Origin of the sequence: Methylobacterium ajmalii (assembly GCF_016613415.1) — a bacterium.
GTDB classification, from domain to species: Bacteria; Pseudomonadota; Alphaproteobacteria; order Rhizobiales; family Beijerinckiaceae; genus Methylobacterium; species Methylobacterium ajmalii.
Genome location: NZ_JACWCT010000076.1, coordinates 29,436 through 51,222, shown reverse-complemented (window position 1 = coordinate 51,222; position 21,787 = coordinate 29,436). Strand labels below are relative to the sequence as shown.

Here is a 21,787-nt window from a genome sequence, read left to right as displayed (position 1 = left end):
CGGGGTTCGACCGGTGGCGCTTCCGCTGCGGCTTGGCTCACGACAGTTCGCGCGACACGGGAGAACTCGCCGCGGTGCCGATCGAGCACCTGCACCAGCGCTTGCGAGCCGTTGCAGAGCAGATGCCATCGATCCGCGACCTGGACCGCCCCGGGAGCGCCGCGACGCACGCCATCGGCATAGGCACCGGCACGGTCACGAGCCACGACCTCGACGCCGGGATGCCGCTGCAACCAGTCTGCTACGGTGGTGGCCTCGCGGTCGGGCAGCAGGTCGATGACCTGGCCTCGTTCCAGATCGCACAGGATCGTGCCGTAGCGCTGACCGCGCCGCCAGGCCCAATCATCGATGCCGAGCACTCGCGGTGCGCGCTCTGCCTGCGCGGGAGCGCGACCTCGCACGAGGCGCAGCAGCGTGTCGGGGCTGACCGGCAGGCCGAGGCGCCCCGCCAGGCGTGCGCCGGCTTCACCGCCGAGCGCGAGACCGAGGTGGTGCTGGAGGTCGCCGAGGCGGTGAGTGCGGCGTGCGCCGGCCTGGGCAACGCCGGCGAGGCGCTCGGCGAAGACACCGCGAGGGCAATGTGGCTGCGGGCAACGCCATCGCCGGGTCTGGACCGCGATGACGACGCGCCGGCCTTGCCAGGGAAGGTCGGCCAGGGCGCGGGTGTAGCGTGAGTGAGGCTGAGCCGAGATCTCCCCACACCCCGGGCAGCCGGCGGTCGTCGCGCGGGGATGGGTACGGATGATGATCTGATCAGGCTCGAGGTCGACCTGATCGACCACGAGACCGGCGGGGATGAGGGGCAGCAGGCGTTTGGACACCAGCTAAGATGTGCAGGCCGGTCCTGATGTTCACGATCCGTGCGGCTCCGTGACTCGCCATCCGGCTGCACCACAAATGCGGGAGAGCCCACCTTTGGCTTTGTCGCCGATCGTAACCTGACCCACCCTTCACGCAGGAACCGTTGGTTCCCGCACTGGCCGCGCCACCAGCCCGGCGCGCCGCTTGTCCTTCAGCCGGTAGCTTTCGCCTGTGATCGTCACCACGCTGGCGTGGTGCAGCACCCGGTCCAGCATCGCCGCCGTCAGCACCGCGTCGCCGGCCTGCTCGCCGCGACCGCCGTGTGCGCCCACGAGACCGCCGGCCAGCATGGCGGCCGGGTGGCGGACGCCGGCAAGTTCCACGTCGAGCTCGTCGCCAAGGGCGAGACGGTCGACGTGTTCCTGTCCGACGAGGGCCAGAAGCCGGTCCCGGCCGCCGGCTACAAGGGCACCGTCATCCTCGTCGTCGGCGGCAAGCCGGCCCGCGTGACGCTGGAGCCCGCCGACGGCAACCGCCTCACCGGCAAGGCCGCGGTCGCGCTCGGGGACAGCCCGAAGGGAGCCGTGCAGCTCACCGGCCCCGACGGCGCGACCGCCAGCGGCAAGTTCAACTGACCCCCACCGAGAGAGGAAGACCCATGGCCCGCCTCCGCACCCTCGCCGTCCTCGCCCTGCTGTCGGCTGGCCTCGCCGGCCCCGCCGCCGCCCAGGGCACGCACGACCACGGCTCCGTGTCCGGCAAGGACATGGGCTCGATGAGTTCGATGAAGCCGGACCCGAAGGACAACGCCTCGACCAAGGACTTCAAGGCCGCCGGCAGGGCGATGATGAAGGACATGGACGTCCCATACACCGGCAACGCCGACGTCGACTTCCGCACGCACATGATCCCGCACCACAAGGGCGCGGTCGAGATGGCCAAGATCGCCCTGAGGCACGCCAAGGGCCCGGCTACCAAGGCGATGGCCCAGAAGATCATCGATGACCAGACCACGGAGATTTCCGACATGGAGGCGTGGCTGAAGAAGAACGCCAAGTAGGCCCCGAGCCGACGTCCCGGAACGCCGTGCCGCAATCGGACCACCCAAGGAGAACGAACATGAAGCGTCTCGTGACCGCCACCGCCGCCCTTATAGCCCTCTCGCTAAGCCCGGCCATGGCGGCTGGGTGCTGCGGCAAGTCCGGAAAGGGGATGTGCGCCAAGCCCATGGCGTCGATGTCCATGAAGGGCGGCAGGAAGGGCTGCTGCTGCGAGGGAATGGGCAAGTCGATGAGAATGTGACGCGACAGGGCGTTCGAGGGCGGAGGCCGTCCCGCCCTCAACGCTTGGTGCGGGCTTTCCCGCGCGGCGCCGGGGGTTCGGGCGTCGCCGGGGCGGGATTAGGGTGGCAGGCCGGGGCGTCGGCCCCGGTCACCAGGCTGGCGATGATCGGGCAGTCCGGTCGCCCGTCGCCGTCGCAGGCGTCGGCCAGGGAGCGCAGGGCGTCGGCCATCTCGTTGAGTTGCCGGGCGCGCTCCTCCAGCTCCCGGAGGTGCGCCTCGGCGATGGCCTTCACGTCGGCGTTGCTCCGGCCGGGATCGACCCAAAGACCGAGCAGCACCTTGATGCGCTCCAGGGAGAAGCCGAGGTCCCGGGCGTGCCGGATGAAGCCGAGCCGGTGCAGGTCGGCGGCGCCGTAATCCCGGTAGCCGCTGTCCCGCCGTCCGGCGGGAGGCACGAGGCCGATACTCTCGTAGTGGCGGATCATCTTGGCCGAAACCCCGGAGGCCCGGGCGGCCTCACCGATGTTCATGACGGTACCACCCCTGTGTTGACCTTGCCATGATGGGAACGTTCACAACCGTTCGCAACTTTCACGACCCACCCGTCCGCCGCTTCGAACCGGGAGCGCGTAGGGCGGAACCGGTCCAGCCCCTGATCTGGAGATTCCGATGCAAGCCACCGCCGGCCGCAAGGCAATCCTTTATCGGATGGTCACCCCCGAACACACTTGTCCCTACGGCCTGAAGGCCAAGGACCTCCTCGAACGCCAGGGCTTCGAGGTCGAGGACCACCTCCTGACCGACCGGGCGCAGACCGACCGCTTCAAGGCGGAGCACCAGGTCAAGTCGACGCCGCAGACCTTCATCAACGGCGAGCGCGTCGGCGGCTTCGACGACCTGCAGCGCCACTTCGGCAAGGCCGCCAACGATCCGAACGCCACGACCTACACGCCCGTCATCGCGGTGTTCTCGATGACGGCGTTGATGGCCCTGGCGGCGAGCTACGCCGTGTTCGGCACGCCGTTGACGGTTCGTGCGGCCGAGTGGTTCATCGCCTTCAGCATGTGCGTGCTCGCCCTCCTGAAGCTCCAGGACGTCGAGAGCTTCTCGTCGATGTTCCTGGGCTACGACCTGCTGGGGCAACGCTGGGTCCGCTACGCCTACGCCTATCCGTTCCTGGAGGGCATCGCCGGCGTGCTGATGGTCGCGGGCGCCCTGAACTGGGTCTCGATCCCGGTGGCCCTGTTCATCGGCACGGTCGGGGCGGTGTCGGTGTTCAAGGCGGTCTACGTCGACAAGCGGGACATCAAGTGCGCCTGCGTCGGCGGGTCGAGCAAGGTGCCGCTCGGGTTCGTCTCGCTGACCGAGAACGTGATGATGGTCGCCATGGCCCTCTGGATGCTGGGGATGCACCAGTGAGCGCCGCCTTCGCCGCCCCGGGCTGGCTCCATGCCCTCTCCGTGGCGTCCCTCCTACTGGGGGGCGCCTGCTCGCTGCTGCTGTCGGTGCAGGTGATCCGGCACCCGCAGCACATGACGGTGATGAACGTCGTCTGGCCGGTCTGCGCCCTGTTCGGAACGCTCGCCGTGGTCTGGGCCTACTTCCGCTACGGGCGGCTCGCCACGATGGAGGCGCACCACCACGCAATGGAGCGGGACGAGAAGCCCCCGAACATGACGCGGACGCCGTTCCCGGCCATGGTGGGCAAGGGCGCGCTCCACTGCGGCAGCGGCTGCATGCTCGGCGACGTCGCCGCCGAGTGGCTGGCCTTCCTGATGCCGGCGGTGGCGGTCTGGTTCGGCTGGCACTCGCTGTTCGAGGAGAAGATGTACGCGGTCTGGGTGCTCGACTTCGTCTTCGCCTACGCGCTCGGGATCGTGTTCCAGTATTACGCCATCGTGCCGATGCGGGGCCTCTCGCCCGGCAAGGGCCTGGTCGCGGCGGTGAAGGCGGACACCCTGTCGCTGATCTCGTGGCAGGTCGGCATGTACGGCCTCATGGCGCTCGTGCAGTTCCGGATCTACCCAGCGCTGACGGGGCAGTCGGCGCCGGTTAACACAGTCGAGTTCTGGTTTGCCATGCAGATCGCCATGGTGGCGGGGTTCCTCACCAGCTACCCGGTCAACTGGTGGCTCATCGGTTCCGGCATCAAGGAACGGATGTGAGGTGCATTACGCAAAGTGCGTGAGCCCTGCCCATCGGCGGATCCTCTCGGGAGGACGACAAGCACCTGCGCCTTTGGCGCGAGAAGCGCGGCTACGACCCCAAGATCAAACTCACCGACAAGTCGAACGCCATAAGGGAGGCAGGTCAGTCCCTTGTCACGGACCTCCAGAAGGGGGCCAAGCGCGAGCCCGCCGTAACAATGGCGACCAACAACAAATAGGACTGCGAGCTCTTGCTTGGGATGGTCGAGACCATCCAGGCCTAGAACGCCGCGCTCGCAGCCCGGGCCTGTGCCGCTGATGACGAGGCCGCGTCCGTCCTCGCGCACATCCAGAAGGTCGAGTACCAGCTCGACCGCTTCCGGGCCGAGGAGTTCTGGGGCCGCGTCATGCAAGAGATAGCCAAGTTCCTCGTCGAGCGGGGCCCCTTCACACCGTCGAAACTCCTGCCGAGGCTCAGAGCCATGACACTCCGCGGTGCAATCTTGCACAAGGAGCCGCTTATCCGCGGGACCCTCAAGAATAAGATGGACGCGCGGGTGTCGTTCAGTCGCTCATTTGTTGCTTGCGACGATGGACGCTACGCCCACCGGACCGCATGACGCTCACAGATGTCCACCCATTGCGTTCAGGATTTCGTGTCGGTCGTCGCCCTGGCCGATGGGTACCAAGCCGTACTGGCAGTAAGTGGCGAGCCATGTAGTATGCCGGAGCCGTCCCGCAGGAAGGCAGCAACACCCCAGCGATTCGCCCATGTCGTGTCGCCACCAGTCCGATAGCCCGCCCACGCCGAGCTTCCGGGAAGCGCCGTGCTCGACCCGCAAGTGGCGGCGTCGACCCTGCACGCTGCCGACAGCTTGCAACGACAACGAGGGTGGTGCCTGGGTCCGGGCTCGCGCGATCTTCGCAGCCGTGCTCTGCGGCCTTCTCTCCATCGCAGCGACGCTAGGCGCCCTCGACCTCTGACGGGAACCCGGAGCCCTCCGATGCCCAGGTCGCGGATCGAACGCGCCTGCCGTATTGCGCCGCAGCGAACTCTCGGGTTATGGTCCCGCCACAAGACCGGACCCGGTGAAAGCCCGGGTGGCTCTTCCGGCCGCCGATCCGCCGGATAACGCAAATCGTGGTGCCTGAGTCGCGGACCTCCGAGGAGGCCGACCGGCCCTGTTGCGCGCCCCATGCGACGTACCGAACGCGCCTGGGACAAGGAAAGCCTGTCACAACAATGGATCTCGTCCACCTACGGAGCGAGTGGGCTTCGAACGTCACGCGCGAGTTGCTGGCGGGCGCCGTCGTGGCCCTCGCCCTCATCCCCGAGGCCATCGCCTTCTCCATCATCGCCGGCGTCGACCCGAAGGTTGGCCTCTACGCCTCCTTCTGCATCGCCGTCGTCACCGCCGTCGCGGGCGGGCGGCCCGCCATGATCTCCGCCGCGACCGGCGCCATGGCGCTCCTGATGGTGGGCCTCGTGAAGGACCATGGCGTCGGCTACCTGTTCGCCGCCACCATCCTCACCGGCCTCTTGCAGATCGCCGCCGGCGCGCTCAGGCTCGGCAACCTGATGCGGTTCGTCTCGCGCTCGGTCGTGACCGGGTTCGTCAACGCCCTGGCCATCCTGATCTTCCTGGCGCAGATGCCGGAGCTGATCGGGCAGGGCACGGCCGTCTACCTGATGACGGCGGTCGGCCTCGGCATCATCTACGGCCTGCCGTACCTCACTAAGGCGGTGCCCTCGCCGCTGGTCACCATCGTCCTGCTGACCGGGGTCTCGATGTACCTCGGCTTCGGTATCCACAAGGTTGGTGACATGGGCGCGCTCGCGAGCGAGCTGCCCTGGGTGGCCCTGCCGCAGGTGCCGTTCACCTGGGAGACCCTGCGGATCATCCTTCCGGTTTCGCTGACCCTGACCATGGTCGGCCTGCTGGAGAGCCTGATGACGGCGGCCATCGTCGACGAGATGACCGACACGACCTCGAACAAGAACCGCGAGTGCGCCGGCCAGGGCGTCGCCAACATCGCCTCCGGGTTCCTCGGCGGCATGGCCGGCTGCGCCATGATCGGCCAGTCGGTGATCAACGTCTCCTCCGGCGGCCGGGGGCGGCTCTCGACCCTGTTCTCCGGCGTATTCCTGCTGTTCCTGATCGTCGTGCTCGGCCCCTACGTGGCGCAGATTCCGATGGCGGCGCTGGTCGCGGTCATGATCATGGTCTCGATCAACACTTTCCAGTGGAAGTCCTTCCGCACGCTGGTGACCCATCCGAAGTCGTCGAGCTTCGTCATGCTCGGCACCGTCGCGGTCGTCGTGGCCACCCACGACCTCGCCAAGGGCGTGCTCTTCGGGGTGATCCTCAGCGGCCTGTTCTTCGCCCACAAGGTCACCAAGTTCTTCGGCGTCGCGTCCTCGCGCGACGAGGCCCGGGCGGTGCGCACCTACAAGGTGACCGGCCAGATCTTCTTTGCCACCGCCGAGGCGTTCCACTCCGCCTTCGACTTCCGCGAGGAGGACCTCCGGGGCGTCGTGCTCGACCTCACGGCCGCGCACTTCTGGGACATCACCAGCGTCAACGCGCTCGACCGGGTCGTGCTCAAGTTCCGGCACCACGGCATCCCGGTCGACGTCATCGGCATGAACGAGGCCACGGCCACGATGGTCGAACGGCTCGGCACCCATGACAAGCCGGGGGCCGCGCTGGCCGCACCCGGTCACTGACCGAGGAATAGGCATGGGCGCCGGCGTAGACCCGCGCCCGTGCCGCCCGACCCAAGGGTCTTAGGCGTGGCCTGCCGCCGGTTAAACGGCACGCCGGCGGGTTTCGGCGCCTCCCCTGAGGATCCGGTGCGGGACGGGTTGTCCCTGCCCGGCTTCGATGCGATAGCCCGCGCAGGGTGCGCGGTCCGTCGGTCGGACCGGCAGGACGAGCGCTGGTCGGGCCGCCAGCGCCGGAGACCCGTGCCCGTGTCGTCGCCTTCGCACATCGTTCCGCGGCCTCGCCGCCGTCCCCTGTCGGCCCTGCGCAATGTCCTGACCAGCGACGCCGGCGGCGGCCTCGTCCTGATGGCGAGCGCCGCGCTCGCCCTGGTGATCGCCAACTCGCCGCTGGCGGACACCTACTTCGCCGCGCTGAAGGCCTACCTCGGTCCCCTATCGGTCCTGCACTGGATCAACGACGCCCTGATGGCGGTGTTCTTCCTGCTCGTCGGGCTGGAGATCAAGCGCGAGGTGCTGGACGGTCGCCTGCGCACGTGGCCCGACCGGGTCCTCCCGGGGCTCGCGGCCCTCGGCGGGATGGCGGTCCCGGCCATCGTCTACGCCGCCGTGAACTGGAACTCGCCCGAGACCCTGCGCGGCTGGGCGATCCCGGCCGCCACCGACATCGCCTTCGCGCTCGGCGTGCTGGCGCTTCTCGGCTCGCGCGTACCGGTCTCGCTCAAGGTCTTCCTGACGGCCCTGGCCATCATCGACGACCTGGGCGCGGTCCTCATCATCGCGGCGTTCTACACCGCCGACCTATCGCTGCCGATGCTCGGTGGGGCGGCGGTCACGCTCGCGGTCCTCTACGGGATGAACAAGGCCGGCGTCGCCCGCCTCTGGCCCTACCTGCTGCTCGGCGCGGTGCTGTGGGTGTTCGTGCTCAAGTCGGGCGTCCATGCGACCATCGCCGGCGTGCTGCTGGCGCTGACGGTCCCGCTCCGTCTCAGCGTCGGCAAGCCGGACGATCCGACCTCGCCGCTCCACATCCTGGAGCACGCGGTCCATCCCTGGTCGGCCTATCTCATCCTGCCCATCTTCGGCTTCGCCAACGCGGGCGTGTCGCTCGCCGGGATCACGCCGCCCATGCTGCTGGACCCGGTCACGCTCGGCGTGGCGCTCGGTCTGTTCGTCGGCAAGCAGGTCGGCGTGTTCGGCCTCGTCGTCGCCGCGGTAAGGCTCGGGCTGGCGCAGCGCCCGGCGCACGCGACCTGGGCGCAAGTCTACGGCGTCTCGCTCCTGTGCGGCGTCGGCTTCACCATGAGCCTGTTCATCGGCCTGCTCGCCTTCGCGAACGCCCCGGAGCTTGAGGCCGAGACCAAGGTCGGCGTGCTGATCGGCTCGCTGGCGTGCATGGCCGCCGGAGCGCTGGTGCTGTGGCTCATCCCGGTCCATCCGTCCCGGCGCTGAGCCGGCCGAAGCAGGACTCCCACCTTCACCGCTCGCGCCTCGACCCCGATGACACCACCCAAAGCGACGCTGCGCGAACTTTACGAGGGCGACACGCCCGGCGCGCACCGCTTCCGCTACGCCCTGCTGGTGTTCGACGTGGCGACCATCGCCTTCGTCGTCGTCACCTCCTTCCTGCCGCTGTCGCCGTGGATCGTCGCCTGCGACCTCGTGGTGGGCGCCTGCGTCCTGGCCGACTTCGCCGCCCGCCTGCTCGTCAGCCGCTCGCCGCTGCGCGAGTTCCGGCACCTGAGCACCTGGACGGACCTCGTGGCAGTGGCCTCGTTCGTCGCGCGGGTGGTCGTCGAGGGCGTCGGCTTCCTTCGCATCCTGCGGACGCTGCGCCTACTGCGCACCTACCACCTCCTGGAGCGGCTGCGGCAGGACAGCGACCTGTTCTGCCGCAACGAGGACGCGATCCTGGCGGCCACGAACCTGGTTGTGTTCGTGTTCGTCATGACAGGCATCGTCTACGCCACCCAACACGGCGGCAACCCGGCGATCCAGACACCGGTCGACGCCCTCTATTTCACGGTGACGTCGCTTACGACGACCGGCTACGGCGACATCACCCTGCCCGGACCGACGGGCCGGCTGCTGTCCGTCTTCGTGATGATCTGCGGCGTGACGCTGTTCTTCCGCCTCGCGCAGGTGGTGTTCCGCCCCTACAAGGTGCGCTTTCCCTGCACCGCGTGCGGGCTGCAGCGCTACGAGCCGGACGCCGTCCACTGCAAGGCTTGCGGCCACCTCCTCAACATCCCCGACGAGGGAGCGAACTGAGGCGGAGCCCGGCGTCAGCGCTTCGCAAACCCGATGTCGGCGGCCAAGGCTTTGAGGCGCTCCGGCTCGCGCTGCTTGCGCTCGGAGTAGCGGTCGACGAGGTAATCGGCACGCCCGCGGGTTAGCAGCGTAAACTTCATCAGCTCCTCGCAGACGTCCACGACCCGGTCGTAGAGCGGCCCCGGCTTCATGCGGCCGGCATCGTCGAACTCCTTGTAGGCCATTGGCACCGAGGACTGGTTCGGGATCGTCACCATCCGCATCCAGCGCCCGAGCACCCGCAGGCTGTTCACCGCATTGAAGCTCTGCGAGCCACCCGAGACCTGCATCACCGCCAGCGTCCGCCCCTGCGTCGGTCGCACGGAGCCCTCGCTGAGCGGCAGCCAGTCGACTTGGGCCTTCATCACCCCTGTCATGTTGCCGTGCCGCTCCGGGCTGACCCAGACCTGCCCCTCCGACCAAATCGAGAGTTGGCGAAGCTCCTGCACCTTCGGGTGATCGGCGGTCGCGTCGTCAGGTAGCGGCAGCCCGTCCGCGTGGAAGATGCGGACCTCGCCGCCCATCGCCTCCAGCAACCGCGCCGCCTCGTAGGCCAGGAACCGGCTGAAGGACCGCTCCCGGAGCGACCCGTAGAGGATTAGGAAGCGGGGCGCGTGCGCCAACGGCGCCGACGCCTCCACCCGCTCGGGGGTCGGCACCTCGAAGTAAACCTCGGAGAGGTTCGGCATTCCGTCGGAGAACGGCTGCTGGGGCTTGTCCAAGGCGCTTCATTCCTCTACATTTCAACGATAGTTGATATATAGGTCATTCGATGGACGAACGACAAGCCCTCGCGGCCTTCGCGGCCCTCGGCCAGGAGCATCGGCTCCGGGTCGTGCGCGCCCTGGTCACCGCCGGCCCGGACGGGCTCGCCGCCGGCGTCCTCGCCGAGACGGTGAACGTGGCCGGCAACAACCTGTCCTTCCACCTGAAGGAACTTTCGCACGCCGGGCTGATCACCTCCCGGCGCGAGGGCAAGTCGGTCATTTACAGCGCCGCCTACGCCGGCCTGTCCGACCTCGTCCAGTTCCTCATGCGCGACTGCTGCCAGGGCCACCCCGAGGTGTGCGCTCCGGCCGTCGCCGCGCTCGCCGCCTGCGACTGCACCACCGGGGACACCCTCCATGCCTGAGCCCGCCTATAACGTCCTGTTCCTCTGCACCGGCAACTCGGCCCGCTCGATCCTGGCCGAGGCCATGCTCAACAAGGAGGGCGGCGGCCGCTTCCGCGCCTTCTCGGCCGGCAGCCAGCCGAAGGGCGAGCCGCACCCGCTGGCGCTGCAGGTCCTGCGGGAGAGCGACCACCCGACCGAGGGCCTGCGCTCGAAGTCGTGGGACGAGTTCGCCGGTCCAGACGCCCCCGTCATGGATTTCGTCTTCACCGTCTGTGACAACGCCGCCGGCGAGGCGTGTCCGTACTGGCCGGGCCAGCCGGTGACGGCCCACTGGGGCATCGAGAACCCCGCCGCAGCGGAGGGCTCGGAGATGGAGCGCAAGCGCGCCTTCGTCACCGCCCAGCGATACCTCAAGAATCGGATCGCGGCCTTCGTCGCCCTGCCGCTCGGAAGCCTCGACCAGGTCGCCCTGTCGTCGAAGGTCCGCGAGATCGGCCAGATGGCCGGCGCGACCTCGGCCCGCCCGGAGGTCGCGTGATGGACGTGGTCATCTACCACAACCCCGCCTGTGGCACGTCCCGCAACACCCTGGCGATGATCCGCAACGCCGGCGTCGAGCCACACGTGGTCGAGTATCTCAAGACACCGCCGAGCCGGGCGCTCATCAAGCAGTTGCTCTCCCGGGCCGGCCTCTCGGTCCGTGACGCGCTGCGCGAGAAGGGCACGCCCTACGCCGAGCTCGGCCTCGCCAACCCCGCGCTGACCGACGACCAGCTCCTCGACGCCATCGATGCCCACCCGGTCCTGCTCAACCGCCCGCTGGTGGTGAGCCCGAAGGGCGTGCGCCTGTGCCGGCCGTCCGAGGCCGTGCTGGACCTGCTGCCCGAGCAGCGGGGCGAGTTCGTTAAGGAGGACGGCGAGCGCGTCGTCGACGAGCGCGGGCGCCGCGTCGGCACCGCCTGATCCTCCTCCCGCTCCATCAAGAACAAGAAACGGTGCCGATGCTCGCGCTCGCCATTTTCGTGGTCACCCTCGTCCTCGTCATCTGGCAACCCAAGGGCTTCGGCATCGGATGGAGCGCGCTGATCGGGGCCGCCGTCGCGCTCGCCACTGGGGTCATCCATCCCGGTGACATCCCGGTGGTCTGGCACATCGTCTGGGACGCCACCTTCACCTTCGTGGCGCTGATCATCATCTCGCTGCTGCTCGATGAGGCCGGCTTCTTCCACTGGGCGGCCCTGCACATCGCCCGTTGGGGCAGGGGCCGGGGTCGCATGCTCTTCCCGCTGGTGATCCTCCTCGGCGCGGCCATCGCGGCGGTCTTCGCCAACGACGGCGCCGCCCTGCTGCTCACCCCCTTCGTGCTCGCCATCCTGCTGCGCCTCGACTTCAAGCCGGCGGCCGCCCTGGCGTTCATCATCGCCTGCGGGTTCGTGGCGGACTCGACCAGCCTACCCCTGGTCATCTCGAACCTCGTCAACATCGTCTCGGCCAACTTCTTCGACGTCTCCTTCAGCCGCTACGCCGCCGTGATGGTGCCGGTGAACCTCGTCTCGCTGGCCGCGACCCTGATCGTGCTCTGGCTGTTCTACCGCCGCGACCTGCCGGCCACGTATCCGGTCGGGGAGCTGGAGGCCCCACGGCACGCCATCCGCGATCCGCTCGTGTTCCGGGCGGCGTTCCCGCTCCTGGGCCTGCTGCTGATCGCCTACTTCGTCACCGCGCCGTTCGGCGTGCCGGTGTCGGTCGTGACCTGCGCCGGGGCTGGGGTCATGCTGGCGCTCGCCAACCGCAGCCGCGTCATCCCCATCCGCAAGGTTCTGGCGGGCGCACCCTGGCAGATCGTGCTTTTCAGCCTCGGCATGTACCTCGTGGTCTACGGCCTCAGGAACGCCGAGCTGACCGACTACCTGGCGCAGGGGCTCGTTTGGCTTTCGGGCTTTGGTCCATTCGTCTCCACCATCGGCACGGGGTTCGCCGCTGCGATCCTTTCCTCGGTCATGAACAACATGCCGAGCGTCCTGGTGGGCGCGCTCTCCATCCAACAGGCGCCAGACCTCTCGCCTCTGATGCGCGAGCTCATGGTCTACGCCAACGTCATCGGCTGCGACCTGGGCCCGAAATTCACGCCGATCGGCAGCCTGGCGACCCTGCTCTGGCTGCACGTTCTCGACACCAAGGGCCAGCACATCACCTGGGGGCAGTACATGCGGGTCGGTCTCGTCATCACGCCGCCGGTGCTCCTCGCCACCCTAGCCGCGTTGGCGCTTTGGCTTCCGGCACTTGGGGTCTGGTAGCATGCCGATGGCTGCGCGGCCCCGATGGCAGGTCATCCCGGCGCTCGGCATCGTCCAGATCTTCGCCTGGGGCTCCTCGTTCTACCTGCCGGCGGTGCTCGCCGGTCCCATCGCGGCGGACACCGGCTGGCCGCTGGCTTGGGTGGTCGGCGGCCTGTCCATCGGGCTCCTGGTAGCGGCCATCGCCTCGCCCCGGGTCGGAATCGCCATCCACCGGCACGGGGGCCGTCCGGTCCTAGCGCTGGCCGCGCTGCTGCTGGCGGCGGGGCACGTCGTGCTCGGCCTCGCACCGAACTTGCCCGTGTTCCTCGCCGGCTGGCTTCTCCTCGGCCTCGGCATGGGTTGCGGGCTCTACGACCCCGCCTTCGCAACCCTTGGCAGGCTCTACGGCGCAGAGGCGCGGCCGGCCATCACGACGCTGACCCTATGGGGAGGGTTCGCCAGCACCGTCTGCTGGCCGCTCTCGGCCTTCCTCGTGGAGCAGGTCGGCTGGCGTGGCGCATGCCTCGCCTATGCCGGGTTGCACCTCGTCGTGACCCTGCCGCTCGTTCTCGGCCTGATCCCGAAGGCGCCTGAGCCAGAGACCGTGAAAGGCGAAGCGCAACACGCGGACGGGCCGCTGACGCCCCGCGAGCGCCGGGCCTACCGGCTGATGGCCGGCGTGCTGGTGCTCGGCGGCACCGTGATGACGCTGGTTTCGGTGCACCTGATCGCGCTCCTGCAGGCCCGTGGCGTCGCGCTGGCCGCGGCCGTCTCCTATGGCGCGCTGATCGGGCCGGCCCAGGTCGGAGCCCGCATCGTCGAGATGGCGAACAGGGGCCGGCACCACCCGCTCTGGACCCTGACCATTGCCATGGCGCTGGTTGTCATAGGGCTGGCCATCCTGGCGGCGGGCGTGCCGGCGGTCGGCCTCGCCTTGGTCCTCTATGGCGCGGGCAACGGGGTCTACTCAATTGCCCGGGGCACGGTGCCGCTCGCACTGTTCGGCCCGGTCCGCTACCCGGTGCTCGTGGGCAGTCTGGCGCGCCCGGGTCTGATCGCGCAGGCCGCGGCACCCTCCCTTGGAGCGGTGGCGCTCACCTACGGCGGCGCCAACGCCGCCTATAGCCTGCTGGCGGCGCTCGCGCTGGCGAACTTCGGATTGGCCATGGCCTTGTGGGGGCACGGCCGAACGTTGACGATGAAGCCGGCGCCGCCGGCCGGGTTCACTCCCTGGAGACGTCGGGTCAAGCGACAGATCGCCAAGCCCGGCCCCTGGGAAGGACCGCCCCTAGGCCGGCTCGACCATTGCCCCAGCCTTCGCAAGTGCCGGGAAGCCTCCGGCGACATGGGCGACCGGTCCGAGGCCCATGTCGTTGAGCGCCTTCGCGGCCAGGGCCGACCGGTTGCCGGAGGCGCAGTAGAGAACCAGGCGCCTGCCGCCGCCGAGCTCGGCCTTGTGGGTCGGGCTCTCCGGGTCGGCCTGGAATTCCAGGAAGCCGCGCGGCACGTGGACCGCGCCGGCGATCCTGCCGGTCTTGGCCAACTCCTCGCCCTCCCGGACGTCGACGAGCATCGTGTCGGGCTGGCCGAGGCGGGCGAGCGCTTCCTCGGGCGACACGGTCTCCACCTCGCGGTTGGCTTGCGCCACCAAGTCTTTCGCGCTTCTCATGGTCATGGCTTCCTCCGTCACTCGCCCCAGGCCGCGCCTTCGAGGGCGTCCAGCGGGATTTTCAGGTAACGCCTGCCGTCCGCCTCGGGCTCGGGCAGGCGGCCGCCTCGGATGTTCACCTGCAGGGAATGCAGGATGAGCTTGGGCATCGGCAGTTCGCGGTCGCGTGCCTCGCGCATGCGGACGAACGCCTCCTCGGTCGGGGTATCGACCAAGTGCGGGTTCTCGGCCCGCTGCCGGGCGACCGTGCTCTCCCAGGCCGCCGCGCGCCCGTCCGGGCGGTAATCGTGCCCGGTGAACAGCCGCGTCTCGTCCGGCAACGCCATGATGCGCTGGATGCTGCGCCAGAGCGCGAGCGCGCTGCCGCCCGGAAAATCGGCTCGCGCCGAGCCGCTGTCGGGCATGAACAGCGTGTCATGGATGAAGGCGGCGTCGCCGACCCGGTAGGCGATGGAGGCCATGGTGTGGCCCGGCGTGAACAGCACCTCGACGTCGAGGTCGCCGATCCGGAAGCGCTCGCCGTCGGCGAAGAGCCGCGACCACTGCGACCCGTCCGTCCGGAACGCGTCGGGCAGGTTGTAGAGCACCTTCCAGAGCCGCTGCACGTCGACGACCTTCTCGCCGATGGCGGTCGGGACGCCCGTCCGGTCGTGGAGGTAGCCGGCTGCCGAGAAGTGGTCGGCGTGCGGGTGGGTGTCGAGGATCCACTCCAGCTCATAGCCCTCGCGCTCGATATGGGCGAGCAAGGCGTCGGCGGAGCGGGTCGCGGTCGCGCCGGACTTCGGGTCGAAGTCGAGCACCGGGTCGATGATGGCGCAGCGCCTCGTCCCGGGATCGGCGACGACGTACTGAATGCTGCCGGTCGGCTCGTCATGGAAGCCGGTGACGATGGGGTGCCCGCGCAGGGCTTCGATGGTCTGGTCCGACATGAAACGCCTCCTTTTTCGGGTTCAGGTGTTGGCGCCGAGGAGCGGTAGGGCCCCGCGGGCGACGACGTAGAGGCCGACCAGGATGACGAGGCCGGCGAAGGTGATGGTGAGGGCGCGCTTGCGCCCGGCGAGCCGCTGTCCGAGCCTCGATCCGACGAGGCCCCCGAGCACGCCGCCCAGGATGAACAGGCCGGCCAACGGCCAGTCGATCAGGCCGGAGGCGGCGTAGCTCGCCGCGGTCGCCGCCCCGAAGGCGCTGACCGCGACCAGCGAGGTGCCGATGGCCATCTGCAGCGGCATCGACGTCGCCAGCATCAGGCCCGGCACGATGAGGAATCCCCCGCCGATGCCGAAGAAGCCGGAGAACAGGCCGACCGCGAACCCGATGCCGAGCAGCCAGGGCAGGAGTACCGGGGCGTTGGCCTTGGTCAGGCGCACCTCCGGGTCGCCGTCGCCGCGCCGCGTGCGCAGCATCAGGCTCCCGACCACCAGCATCACGACCCCGAACAGGGCCAGGAGGCTCTGCCCGTCGACCGCCTTCGCAGCGACCGAGCCGGCCAGCGCGCCGAGGACGCCGGCGACCGAGAACGCCGCCGCGCATCGCCACTTCACGTTCCCGGCCCGCCATTACGGGACGAGGTTGCCGGCCGCGCTGACCAACACCGCCAAGGCGCTGGTGCCGATCGCCACATGTGGCGAGGACACGCCGACGATGGTGGTCAGGAGCGGGACGGCCAGGATCGAGCCACCCCCGCCGACGAGACCGAGGATCACGCCGACGACCCCGCCCGAGCCGGCGGCTAGGCCGGATGTCAGCAGGCCGGGCGTCATGCGTCGGCTCCCTGGACCGCCGGCTTCGGGGCTGCCGCCGGGAGAAGGCGAAACGCCCGCATCCCGACGACCATGGCGACGACGAAGGTCACCGCTTGCGCCGGTGCGACCGTCAGCAGGGTGAGCGCGGGCCCCGGGCACAGGCCGCCGAGGCCCCAGCCGATACCGAACACCGCGGCGCCGGCGATCAGGCGCGGGTCGAGGTCGCGCCGGTTCGGGATCTCAAGCCGGGAGGCGAGCAACGGCCGCCCACGGCGCCGCGCCACGAGATAGCCCGTCGCCGAGACCGCGACGGCGCCAGCCATCACGAAGGCGAGGCTTGGGTCCCAGCGCCCGGTCACGTCGAGGAAGGCGAGGACCTTGGCCGGATCGGCCATGCCGGAGACGAGGAGGCCGAGGCCGAACAGGAGGCCGACGGCGAAGGCGGAAACGGTCTTAGCCATGGCTTAGGCTCCGACGAGATGGCGCACGACGAGGACGGTCAGGATGGCGACGGCCATGAAGGTGCCGGTGGCGACCACGGAGCGGGGCGAGCCACGGCCGATGCCGCAGACCCCGTGGCCGCTCGTGCAGCCGGCACCGAGGCGCGATCCGAACCCGACCAGCAGGCCGGCGACGGCGAGCAGCGGGAACGAGGCATCCACCGCCACCGGCGGCAGGCTGCCACCCAGGCCGGCATAGGCGAACGGCGCCAGGACGAGTCCTGCCACGAAGGCGGCGCGCCAGCCGGTCTCGCGAGACGGCGGGGTTGGGAGGCCGCCGAGAATGCCGCTGATGCCGGCGATCCGTCCGTTGAGGAGCAGGAACAGGGCCGCGGAGGTGCCGATCAAGGCACCGCCGGCGAGGGCGCTGACAGGCGTGAAGCCATCCATGGTGGTCGCTCCCAGGCGGTGGTCCGGGGGATGCCCGGCTGACTGCAAGGGACGTCCTGCCCTGCCGAGCCGGCACATTAGATAACTCTTATTTAGCATCAACTAATGTAATAGCAAGCGTGAAACCGACGGCCTGGATTGGGATGCGCTGAGGGGGTGCGATGGCGCACGGACGCCTTCGCCTTTGGGCAGACGCCATCGATGGCGTGGCGTCGATGCCGACGAGAAGATCGTCTTCCCCCGTTCGACCAACTCACGGATGGATGTAGGCGAACCCCATGCCCTGCAGCCGCGCCAGTTCGGCGACACCGCTCGGCACGACGTCGTCCTCGGTGACGCCGTAGAGCGTGCCACGGTCGATCTTCCGTTCGCGCAAAGTGTTGGCGCAGATGAGGAACCGGACTCCTATCCCCTTGAGGGCATCGATACGGGCGGCGACCTCCTTGTCGTTCACGGCCGACTGGAAGAGCGCGACCCCGTCGCCGTGGCTCACCACGCGGATCTCGACATGGGCCTTGCCCACAGCCTCGACGTGGTTGCGCAGGTTGCCGAGAAGGCGCTTGAAGTAGGCGGCTCCGTCGAGGCCGCCGTCATTGTGGTAGACCACCTTCTGGTCAGCGTAGTACCCGGCCGGCGCCTCCGAGCCGGCATGGGCCGCCCCTAAGCTCAGGGTCGCAAGAACGACCGCGATCATCAGGCTCCTAAAGACCGTCATCGTCCGACTCCCTGTCGTAGGCCGGAGGCTCGGGTGCTTCCGACGCGTTGCGCGAAAGGTCGTCGAGCCCCGCATGATCGAGGCCGTCGTCCGGCGTCAGTCCGGCGGATGCGCCGTTCCCGAGGCTGCCCGTCGTCTCCGGCGCTTTTGGCCGTGCGGCGTGGACGGTGCCCCGGGACCCGAGCACCACCACCTTCGTGCCGGTAGGGACGCGCCGGTGCAGGTCGATCACGTCCTGGTTCAGCATGCGGATGCATCCCGAGGACACCGCTTCGCCGATGCTCCAGGGCTCCGTCGTGCCGTGGATGCGGTACAGCGTGTCCTTGCCGTCCTTGAACAGGTAGAGCGCCCGGGCCCCGAGCGGGTTCCTGTCGCCGCCTGGCATGCCGCCGGCCCAGCGCCCGTTCCGCTCCGGATCACGCCGGAGCATGTCGGGGGTCGGCGCCCATCGCGGCCAGGAAGCCTTGCGGGCGACGGTCGCCTCGCCGGTGAACTCGAATCCGGCCTTGCCGACGCCGACCGCGTAGCGCATCGCCTTGCCGCCCTCCATGACGGGGTAGAGAGAGCGCTTGTATGGATCGACGACGAGGGTGCCGGGCGGCTCCTTCGACGGGAAGTCGACCAACTGGCGGACGTTGCGCGCCTTGAGGTCACGCGGGTCGACCGCCTCGACCGGGAAGGGTTCGTCCGTGACGGCGGCGTACCGGCGCAAGACCTCCGGAGCGATCTGCGGCCGGGCCACCGCGATGGGGGCTGGCGCCCCCTGTGAGGTCGAGCAGGCGCCGAGCGCCGTGGCGAGGGCGATCACCGTCGGAAGGCGGAGGGGCCGCGGCATCACGAGCGTCCTCGCGCGCGGGCCTGGACGACCGCCTGCCTGAAACCGTCGAAATCGAGCGCCGCCGCGACCTTTAGCTGGCCGATTAGGAAGACCGGGGTTCCCTGCAGGCCGAGGGCGTCGGCTTGGTCGAGATTGCGCTGGAGCAAGCCCGCGATCTCGCCGGCAAGTGCCATGCGGTCCCGCTCCAGCCGGGTCATGTCGACGCCGGAGGCCTCGACCGCCTCCCGCATCCGTTCCTTGGTGATGCCGCGGCCCGGAATGCCCATCAGGGCCGCGTGGACGGTCTCGTAGCGCCCCTGGTAGCGCGCCGCGAGGGCGAACTGGGCGCCGTAGACGGAGGCGTCCCCGAGGATCGGCCAGTCCTTGTGGACGAGGCGGATGCGCCCGTCCGTCTTCACCAGGCGGAGAAGGTCGGGCTCGGCCTTCTTGCAGAACGGGCAGTTGTAATCGAGGAACGCGACGATGGTCAGGTCGCCCTTCGGGTTACCGGAGACCGGCGCCTGCGGGTCGTTGAGGATCGCGTTGGGGTCGACGCCCTGGGCGAAGGCTTCCTCGGTCGGCGGCGCCAGCGAGAGCAGGGCGGGCGCAAGCGCGGCGGCGGGCAGAAGGGCGAGCAGGGTCCTGCGGTCCATCGTGGTCTCCGTGAAACTTAATTTGTCGAAAGGGGGTGGCTCAGGCGCCGACGAGGGCGAGACGACGCTTCAGGTCATCGACCGTGAATTCGCCCTCGGTGCGGGCCTCGCGGACCTCGGCGCCGTTGGGTCGCATCAGGATGAGGGTTGGCGGTCCGACGACCTCGAAGCGCCGCATCAGGGCGCGTGTGGCGTCGTCGTCGCGGGTGACGTCGGCGCGGATCACCGAGACGGCCCTCAGCCTCGCTCGGACGTCGGCATCGGCCAGGACCGTCCGTTCGTTCGTCTTGCAGACGGTGCACCAGTCGGCGGCGAACTCGACGAGCACCGGCTTGCCCGCGGCACGGGCCGCCGCGAGGGCGGCCTCGAAAGCCGGGACGGAGGAGACAGTCCGGCCTTCCTCGACGTGGGCTGCCTGCGTCCGGCCGAGTCCGGCGAGCGGCCGGAGCGGGTCGGTCCCGCCGCTCGCGGCGCCGACGACGAGGGCGCAGCCGTAGGTTACGGCAACGATACCAGCGCCCTTGCCCAGCCGGCCCGCGGCGCCCGCCGTGACGACGTCGAACGCCCCGACGAACACGCCGATGTCGATCGCCAGCGCGCCCCAAAGCACGAGGGAGACCTCGGACGGCACGAGGCGCGAGACCATGGTGATGGCCAACGCGAGGAAGACCACCCCGAAGGCCTGCTTGGCGACGACGAGCCATGGGCCTGACTTCGGCAGGATCCCTGCCCCGAACGTCCCGAACGCGATCAGGGCAGGCCCATGCCGAGGCCGAGCGCGAACAGGGCGGCGGCACCCCGCACCACGTCTCCGGTCTGGGCGACATAGAGGAGTGCCGCGGCGAGCGGCGGCGTCACGCAGGGCCCGACGATCAGGGCGGAGGTGAACCCCATGACGGAGGCGCCACCAAGCGCGCCAAGCCTGCCTCCGCTCAGGCGCGACAGGCGGCCGGCGGCACCGGACGGCAGCGCCAGGTCGAACACGCCGAACATCGACAAGGCCAGGGAGGCGAAGGCCGCGGCGAGCAGTCCGAGCGCAGTGGGAGTCTGGAGCGCGACCTGGAGGTTGCGCCCGGACCATGCCGCCGCCACGCCAAGCGTCCCGTAGGCCAGCGCCATCGCGAACACGTAGGTGCCGGACAGGACGAAGCCGCGCCCGGCCGAGAGCCGCTCCCCGGACCTGGCCAGCATGCCGGCCAGCACCGGGACCATCGGGAGCACGCACGGGGTGAAGGCCAGGAGCAGGCCGAGCCCGAGGAAGGTCGCCAGGACGCCCGCGAGTTGGCCCGAGAGCAGGCCGCTCTCGGGCTCGGTCTGCGCGCCAGTGGCCGGCGTCTCGGCGGTCGCCTGTGGACCTCCCGCGGGGACCTCGATGACCTTGCTGATCGGCGGGTAGCAGATGCCCTTCTCGGCACAGCCCTGATAGGTGACGCGCACCTCGCGCAGCCCCGCGAGAGCCGCACCTGGCACGATGGCCTCCGTCGCGCCGTGATAGACTTCCGTCGGCCCGAAGTTGGGGTCGTCCTTGGTCTCGCCGGGCTGGGTGCCGACGGGCAGCTCCCTGCCGCTTCCGTCGGAGGCGGCGATCTTGTCACGGTAGAGGTAGGTGCCGGGGGCGATGGTCCATCGCAGGCGCAGCGAGAGGTCGGGGTCACGGGTGACATCGACGGTGAAGGGCGTTGGCCTCGCACCGGGCTCGCGGCACTGCCCCGGCGACCACAGCGAGGAGCCGGTCCAGAGCAGGGCAGCGAGGACAAGGTGGGTGAACACGTTCGGCATAGGTGGGGTCCGGGCTCGGATCGGCCCGACGCGGATCGGAAACGCAGCTTAAGCCAGGCTTAAGCGGGGCCCGGAGGATGGAGGCGGTGAAGGGAGACGCGCATGCGCATCCTCGTCGTCGAGGACGACACCATCCTGTCGGACGGGCTCCGGGCTGGTTTGGGCTTGGCCGGGGCGACGGTCGATTGCGTCGCGACCTGCGCCGACGCCGAGGCGGCGCTCGCCACGAGCGCGTTCTCGGCCATCGTGCTCGACCTGATGCTGCCCGATGGCTCTGGCCTCGACGTGTTGCGGGGGCTTCGCCGCCGGAACGACCGGACGCCGGTCGTCCTGCTGACGGCCCGGGACGCCGTGGCCGACCGGATCGCCGGGCTCGACGGGGGCGCCGACGACTATCTCGGCAAGCCTTTCGACCTCGACGAGCTCTCCGCCCGCATCCGCGCCGTCGTCCGGCGGGCTTCGGGGCGGGCCGCGGCGATCCTGGAACACGGCGCCATCCGGCTCGATCCCGGCAGCCTCGCCGTCACCGTCGACGGTGTGCCGGTCGCCGTCTCCCGGCGCGAGGTTATGGTTCTGGCGGCCCTCATGGAACGACCTGACGTGCTTCGCTCGAAAGCGGAGTTGGAGGAGCGCCTCTACGGCTGGCAGGAAGAGGTCGAGAGCAATGCCGTCGAGGTTCACATGCACAACCTGCGCGCCAAGATCGGCCGACACGCCATCGAAACGGTGCGCGGCCTCGGCTACCGCATGAGGGCCCTGACATGAGGTCGCTCCGCGCCAGGCTGTTCGCCATCCTGCTGCTCGCCACCGGCCTGATCTGGCTCAGCGCGGTCGCCTGGATCTACTTTGGCTCAAAGCGCGAG

At 69.5% G+C, this 21,787-nt stretch carries 23 protein-coding genes, 4 pseudogenes and 1 other annotated feature; of the genes and pseudogenes, 14 read left to right on the top strand and 13 right to left on the bottom strand.

Annotation, left to right across the window (positions count from 1 at the left end):
- Both HPY23_RS34080 and HPY23_RS14615 read right to left on the bottom strand, forming a co-directional pair.
- On the bottom strand, window positions 1–782 hold a 782-nt coding region (locus tag HPY23_RS34080; protein ID WP_420891338.1), incomplete at its 3' end, for an ISL3 family transposase.
- A gap of 168 nt (window positions 783–950) precedes the next feature.
- Window positions 951–1,103, bottom strand: a pseudogene (locus HPY23_RS14615) (ATP-binding protein); the annotation flags it as partial.
- Here HPY23_RS14615 and HPY23_RS14610 point away from each other — a divergent pair.
- The 3 genes from HPY23_RS14610 to HPY23_RS14600 are packed head-to-tail and all read left to right on the top strand — an operon-like array spanning window position 1,056 to window position 2,103.
- Window positions 1,056–1,436 carry a hypothetical protein gene (locus HPY23_RS14610; RefSeq protein ID WP_091890908.1) on the top strand — a complete coding sequence of 127 codons (381 nt, stop codon included), beginning with the start codon at window positions 1,056–1,058 and terminating at the stop codon, window positions 1,434–1,436. The pseudogene HPY23_RS14615 and the gene HPY23_RS14610 overlap by 48 nt on opposite strands.
- Window positions 1,437–1,459: 23 nt before the next feature.
- The gene (locus tag HPY23_RS14605) at window positions 1,460–1,861 is read left to right on the top strand and encodes a DUF305 domain-containing protein (protein WP_091890911.1); all 402 of its coding nucleotides are present in this window, start codon (window positions 1,460–1,462) and stop codon (window positions 1,859–1,861) included.
- A 59-nt stretch (window positions 1,862–1,920) separates the two neighbouring features.
- Window positions 1,921–2,103, top strand: a complete 183-nt coding sequence (locus tag HPY23_RS14600) for a hypothetical protein (RefSeq protein WP_091890937.1) — start codon at window positions 1,921–1,923, stop codon at window positions 2,101–2,103.
- 37 nt (window positions 2,104–2,140) lie between these two features.
- On the opposite strand, the gene cueR is transcribed toward HPY23_RS14600, so the two are convergent.
- Window positions 2,141–2,614, bottom strand: coding sequence for a Cu(I)-responsive transcriptional regulator (gene cueR / locus HPY23_RS14595; protein WP_091890939.1), 474 nt, complete (start codon window positions 2,612–2,614; stop codon window positions 2,141–2,143).
- Between the two features lie 139 nt (window positions 2,615–2,753).
- Here cueR and HPY23_RS14590 point away from each other — a divergent pair, with 139 nt between their 5' ends.
- The 5 genes from HPY23_RS14590 to HPY23_RS14570 all read left to right on the top strand — a co-directional run bounded on the left by HPY23_RS14590 (window position 2,754) and on the right by HPY23_RS14570 (window position 9,227).
- Complete coding sequence (locus tag HPY23_RS14590; RefSeq protein ID WP_091890941.1) at window positions 2,754–3,503, top strand: MauE/DoxX family redox-associated membrane protein; 750 nt, start codon at window positions 2,754–2,756, stop codon at window positions 3,501–3,503.
- Complete coding sequence (locus HPY23_RS14585) at window positions 3,500–4,249, top strand: DUF4396 domain-containing protein (protein ID WP_091890945.1); 750 nt, start codon at window positions 3,500–3,502, stop codon at window positions 4,247–4,249. The genes HPY23_RS14590 and HPY23_RS14585 overlap by 4 nt, the downstream gene beginning before the upstream one ends.
- A gap of 1,061 nt (window positions 4,250–5,310) precedes the next feature.
- Window positions 5,311–5,366, top strand: a sequence feature (sul1 is cis-regulatory element that is thought to sense ions involved in sulfur or methionine metabolism; They are found in Alphaproteobacteria).
- Window positions 5,367–5,474: 108 nt separating this feature from the next.
- Window positions 5,475–6,959 (top strand): SulP family inorganic anion transporter, encoded by a 1,485-nt coding sequence (locus HPY23_RS14580; protein ID WP_091890951.1) that lies wholly within the window; start codon window positions 5,475–5,477, stop codon window positions 6,957–6,959.
- A 246-nt stretch (window positions 6,960–7,205) separates the two neighbouring features.
- Window positions 7,206–8,408 carry a Na+/H+ antiporter NhaA gene (nhaA, locus tag HPY23_RS14575; protein ID WP_091890954.1) on the top strand — a complete coding sequence of 401 codons (1,203 nt, stop codon included), beginning with the start codon at window positions 7,206–7,208 and terminating at the stop codon, window positions 8,406–8,408.
- 48 nt (window positions 8,409–8,456) lie between these two features.
- A complete protein-coding gene (locus HPY23_RS14570) occupies window positions 8,457–9,227 on the top strand; it encodes a potassium channel family protein (protein WP_091890957.1) in 771 nt (256 codons plus the stop codon).
- Between the two features lie 14 nt (window positions 9,228–9,241).
- On the opposite strand, the gene arsH is transcribed toward HPY23_RS14570, so the two are convergent.
- Window positions 9,242–9,988: an arsenical resistance protein ArsH gene (arsH, locus tag HPY23_RS14565; RefSeq protein WP_091890960.1), complete on the bottom strand. Its 747-nt coding sequence runs from the start codon at window positions 9,986–9,988 to the stop codon at window positions 9,242–9,244.
- A 50-nt stretch (window positions 9,989–10,038) separates the two neighbouring features.
- On the opposite strand from arsH, the gene HPY23_RS14560 reads away from it, so the two are divergent.
- From HPY23_RS14560 to HPY23_RS14540, 5 genes and pseudogenes are all read left to right on the top strand, one after another.
- Entirely contained in the window at window positions 10,039–10,398 is a 360-nt protein-coding gene (locus HPY23_RS14560) for an ArsR/SmtB family transcription factor (RefSeq protein WP_091890963.1), read from the top strand.
- Entirely contained in the window at window positions 10,391–10,918 is a 528-nt protein-coding gene (locus HPY23_RS14555) for an arsenate reductase ArsC (RefSeq protein WP_091890967.1), read from the top strand. The genes HPY23_RS14560 and HPY23_RS14555 overlap by 8 nt, the downstream gene beginning before the upstream one ends.
- Window positions 10,918–11,343, top strand: a complete 426-nt coding sequence (gene arsC, locus HPY23_RS14550; RefSeq protein WP_091890970.1) for an arsenate reductase (glutaredoxin) — start codon at window positions 10,918–10,920, stop codon at window positions 11,341–11,343. Before HPY23_RS14555 ends, arsC begins: the two co-directional genes overlap by 1 nt.
- A gap of 38 nt (window positions 11,344–11,381) precedes the next feature.
- Window positions 11,382–12,677 (top strand): arsenic transporter, encoded by a 1,296-nt coding sequence (locus HPY23_RS14545; protein WP_091890975.1) that lies wholly within the window; start codon window positions 11,382–11,384, stop codon window positions 12,675–12,677.
- Between the two features lie 7 nt (window positions 12,678–12,684).
- Window positions 12,685–13,836: pseudogene (locus tag HPY23_RS14540) on the top strand (MFS transporter); the annotation flags it as partial.
- A gap of 111 nt (window positions 13,837–13,947) precedes the next feature.
- Here the strand turns inward: HPY23_RS14540 and HPY23_RS14535 are convergent.
- The 9 genes and pseudogenes from HPY23_RS14535 to dsbD all read right to left on the bottom strand — a co-directional run bounded on the left by HPY23_RS14535 (window position 13,948) and on the right by dsbD (window position 20,924).
- A complete protein-coding gene (locus HPY23_RS14535; protein WP_091891031.1) occupies window positions 13,948–14,334 on the bottom strand; it encodes a rhodanese-like domain-containing protein in 387 nt (128 codons plus the stop codon).
- 11 nt (window positions 14,335–14,345) lie between these two features.
- Window positions 14,346–15,257, bottom strand: coding sequence for an MBL fold metallo-hydrolase (locus HPY23_RS14530; RefSeq protein ID WP_091890978.1), 912 nt, complete (start codon window positions 15,255–15,257; stop codon window positions 14,346–14,348).
- 21 nt (window positions 15,258–15,278) lie between these two features.
- Window positions 15,279–16,088, bottom strand: a pseudogene (locus HPY23_RS14525) (sulfite exporter TauE/SafE family protein).
- The gene (locus HPY23_RS14520; RefSeq protein WP_091890981.1) at window positions 16,085–16,531 is read right to left on the bottom strand and encodes a YeeE/YedE family protein; all 447 of its coding nucleotides are present in this window, start codon (window positions 16,529–16,531) and stop codon (window positions 16,085–16,087) included. The pseudogene HPY23_RS14525 and the gene HPY23_RS14520 overlap by 4 nt, the downstream one beginning before the upstream one ends.
- Before the next feature lie 3 nt (window positions 16,532–16,534).
- Window positions 16,535–16,960, bottom strand: coding sequence for a YeeE/YedE family protein (locus HPY23_RS14515; RefSeq protein WP_091890984.1), 426 nt, complete (start codon window positions 16,958–16,960; stop codon window positions 16,535–16,537).
- 253 nt (window positions 16,961–17,213) lie between these two features.
- A complete protein-coding gene (locus tag HPY23_RS14510; protein WP_091890987.1) occupies window positions 17,214–17,675 on the bottom strand; it encodes a DsrE family protein in 462 nt (153 codons plus the stop codon).
- Window positions 17,662–18,510: a L,D-transpeptidase gene (locus tag HPY23_RS14505; protein ID WP_091890990.1), complete on the bottom strand. Its 849-nt coding sequence runs from the start codon at window positions 18,508–18,510 to the stop codon at window positions 17,662–17,664. The genes HPY23_RS14510 and HPY23_RS14505 overlap by 14 nt, the downstream gene beginning before the upstream one ends.
- On the bottom strand, window positions 18,510–19,145 hold the full coding sequence (locus HPY23_RS14500; RefSeq protein ID WP_091890993.1) for a DsbA family protein: 636 nt from the start codon (window positions 19,143–19,145) through the stop codon (window positions 18,510–18,512). The genes HPY23_RS14505 and HPY23_RS14500 overlap by 1 nt, the downstream gene beginning before the upstream one ends.
- Window positions 19,146–19,185: 40 nt before the next feature.
- A pseudogene (gene dsbD, locus HPY23_RS14495) lies at window positions 19,186–20,924 on the bottom strand (protein-disulfide reductase DsbD).
- 102 nt (window positions 20,925–21,026) lie between these two features.
- Here dsbD and HPY23_RS14490 point away from each other — a divergent pair.
- Window positions 21,027–21,689: a response regulator gene (locus HPY23_RS14490; protein ID WP_091890996.1), complete on the top strand. Its 663-nt coding sequence runs from the start codon at window positions 21,027–21,029 to the stop codon at window positions 21,687–21,689.
- Window positions 21,690–21,787: the final 98 nt, after the last annotated feature.

Bases quoted from the DNA above. Each gene is read 5' to 3' on its own strand.
- HPY23_RS14605 (WP_091890911.1), top strand. From the start codon at position 1,460: ATGGCCCGCCTCCGCACCCTCGCCGTCCTCGCCCTGCTGTCGGCTGGC.
- HPY23_RS14600 (WP_091890937.1), top strand. From the start codon at position 1,921: ATGAAGCGTCTCGTGACCGCCACCGCCGCCCTTATAGCCCTCTCGCTA.
- cueR (WP_091890939.1), bottom strand. From the start codon at position 2,614: ATGAACATCGGTGAGGCCGCCCGGGCCTCCGGGGTTTCGGCCAAGATG.
- HPY23_RS14590 (WP_091890941.1), top strand. From the start codon at position 2,754: ATGCAAGCCACCGCCGGCCGCAAGGCAATCCTTTATCGGATGGTCACC.
- HPY23_RS14580 (WP_091890951.1), top strand. From the start codon at position 5,475: ATGGATCTCGTCCACCTACGGAGCGAGTGGGCTTCGAACGTCACGCGC.
- HPY23_RS14570 (WP_091890957.1), top strand. From the start codon at position 8,457: ATGACACCACCCAAAGCGACGCTGCGCGAACTTTACGAGGGCGACACG.
- HPY23_RS14560 (WP_091890963.1), top strand. From the start codon at position 10,039: ATGGACGAACGACAAGCCCTCGCGGCCTTCGCGGCCCTCGGCCAGGAG.
- HPY23_RS14555 (WP_091890967.1), top strand. From the start codon at position 10,391: ATGCCTGAGCCCGCCTATAACGTCCTGTTCCTCTGCACCGGCAACTCG.
- arsC (WP_091890970.1), top strand. From the start codon at position 10,918: ATGGACGTGGTCATCTACCACAACCCCGCCTGTGGCACGTCCCGCAAC.
- HPY23_RS14545 (WP_091890975.1), top strand. From the start codon at position 11,382: ATGCTCGCGCTCGCCATTTTCGTGGTCACCCTCGTCCTCGTCATCTGG.
- HPY23_RS14535 (WP_091891031.1), bottom strand. From the start codon at position 14,334: ATGACCATGAGAAGCGCGAAAGACTTGGTGGCGCAAGCCAACCGCGAG.
- HPY23_RS14530 (WP_091890978.1), bottom strand. From the start codon at position 15,257: ATGTCGGACCAGACCATCGAAGCCCTGCGCGGGCACCCCATCGTCACC.
- HPY23_RS14520 (WP_091890981.1), bottom strand. From the start codon at position 16,531: ATGGCTAAGACCGTTTCCGCCTTCGCCGTCGGCCTCCTGTTCGGCCTC.
- HPY23_RS14515 (WP_091890984.1), bottom strand. From the start codon at position 16,960: ATGGATGGCTTCACGCCTGTCAGCGCCCTCGCCGGCGGTGCCTTGATC.
- HPY23_RS14510 (WP_091890987.1), bottom strand. From the start codon at position 17,675: ATGACGGTCTTTAGGAGCCTGATGATCGCGGTCGTTCTTGCGACCCTG.
- HPY23_RS14505 (WP_091890990.1), bottom strand. From the start codon at position 18,510: ATGCCGCGGCCCCTCCGCCTTCCGACGGTGATCGCCCTCGCCACGGCG.
- HPY23_RS14500 (WP_091890993.1), bottom strand. From the start codon at position 19,145: ATGGACCGCAGGACCCTGCTCGCCCTTCTGCCCGCCGCCGCGCTTGCG.
- HPY23_RS14490 (WP_091890996.1), top strand. From the start codon at position 21,027: ATGCGCATCCTCGTCGTCGAGGACGACACCATCCTGTCGGACGGGCTC.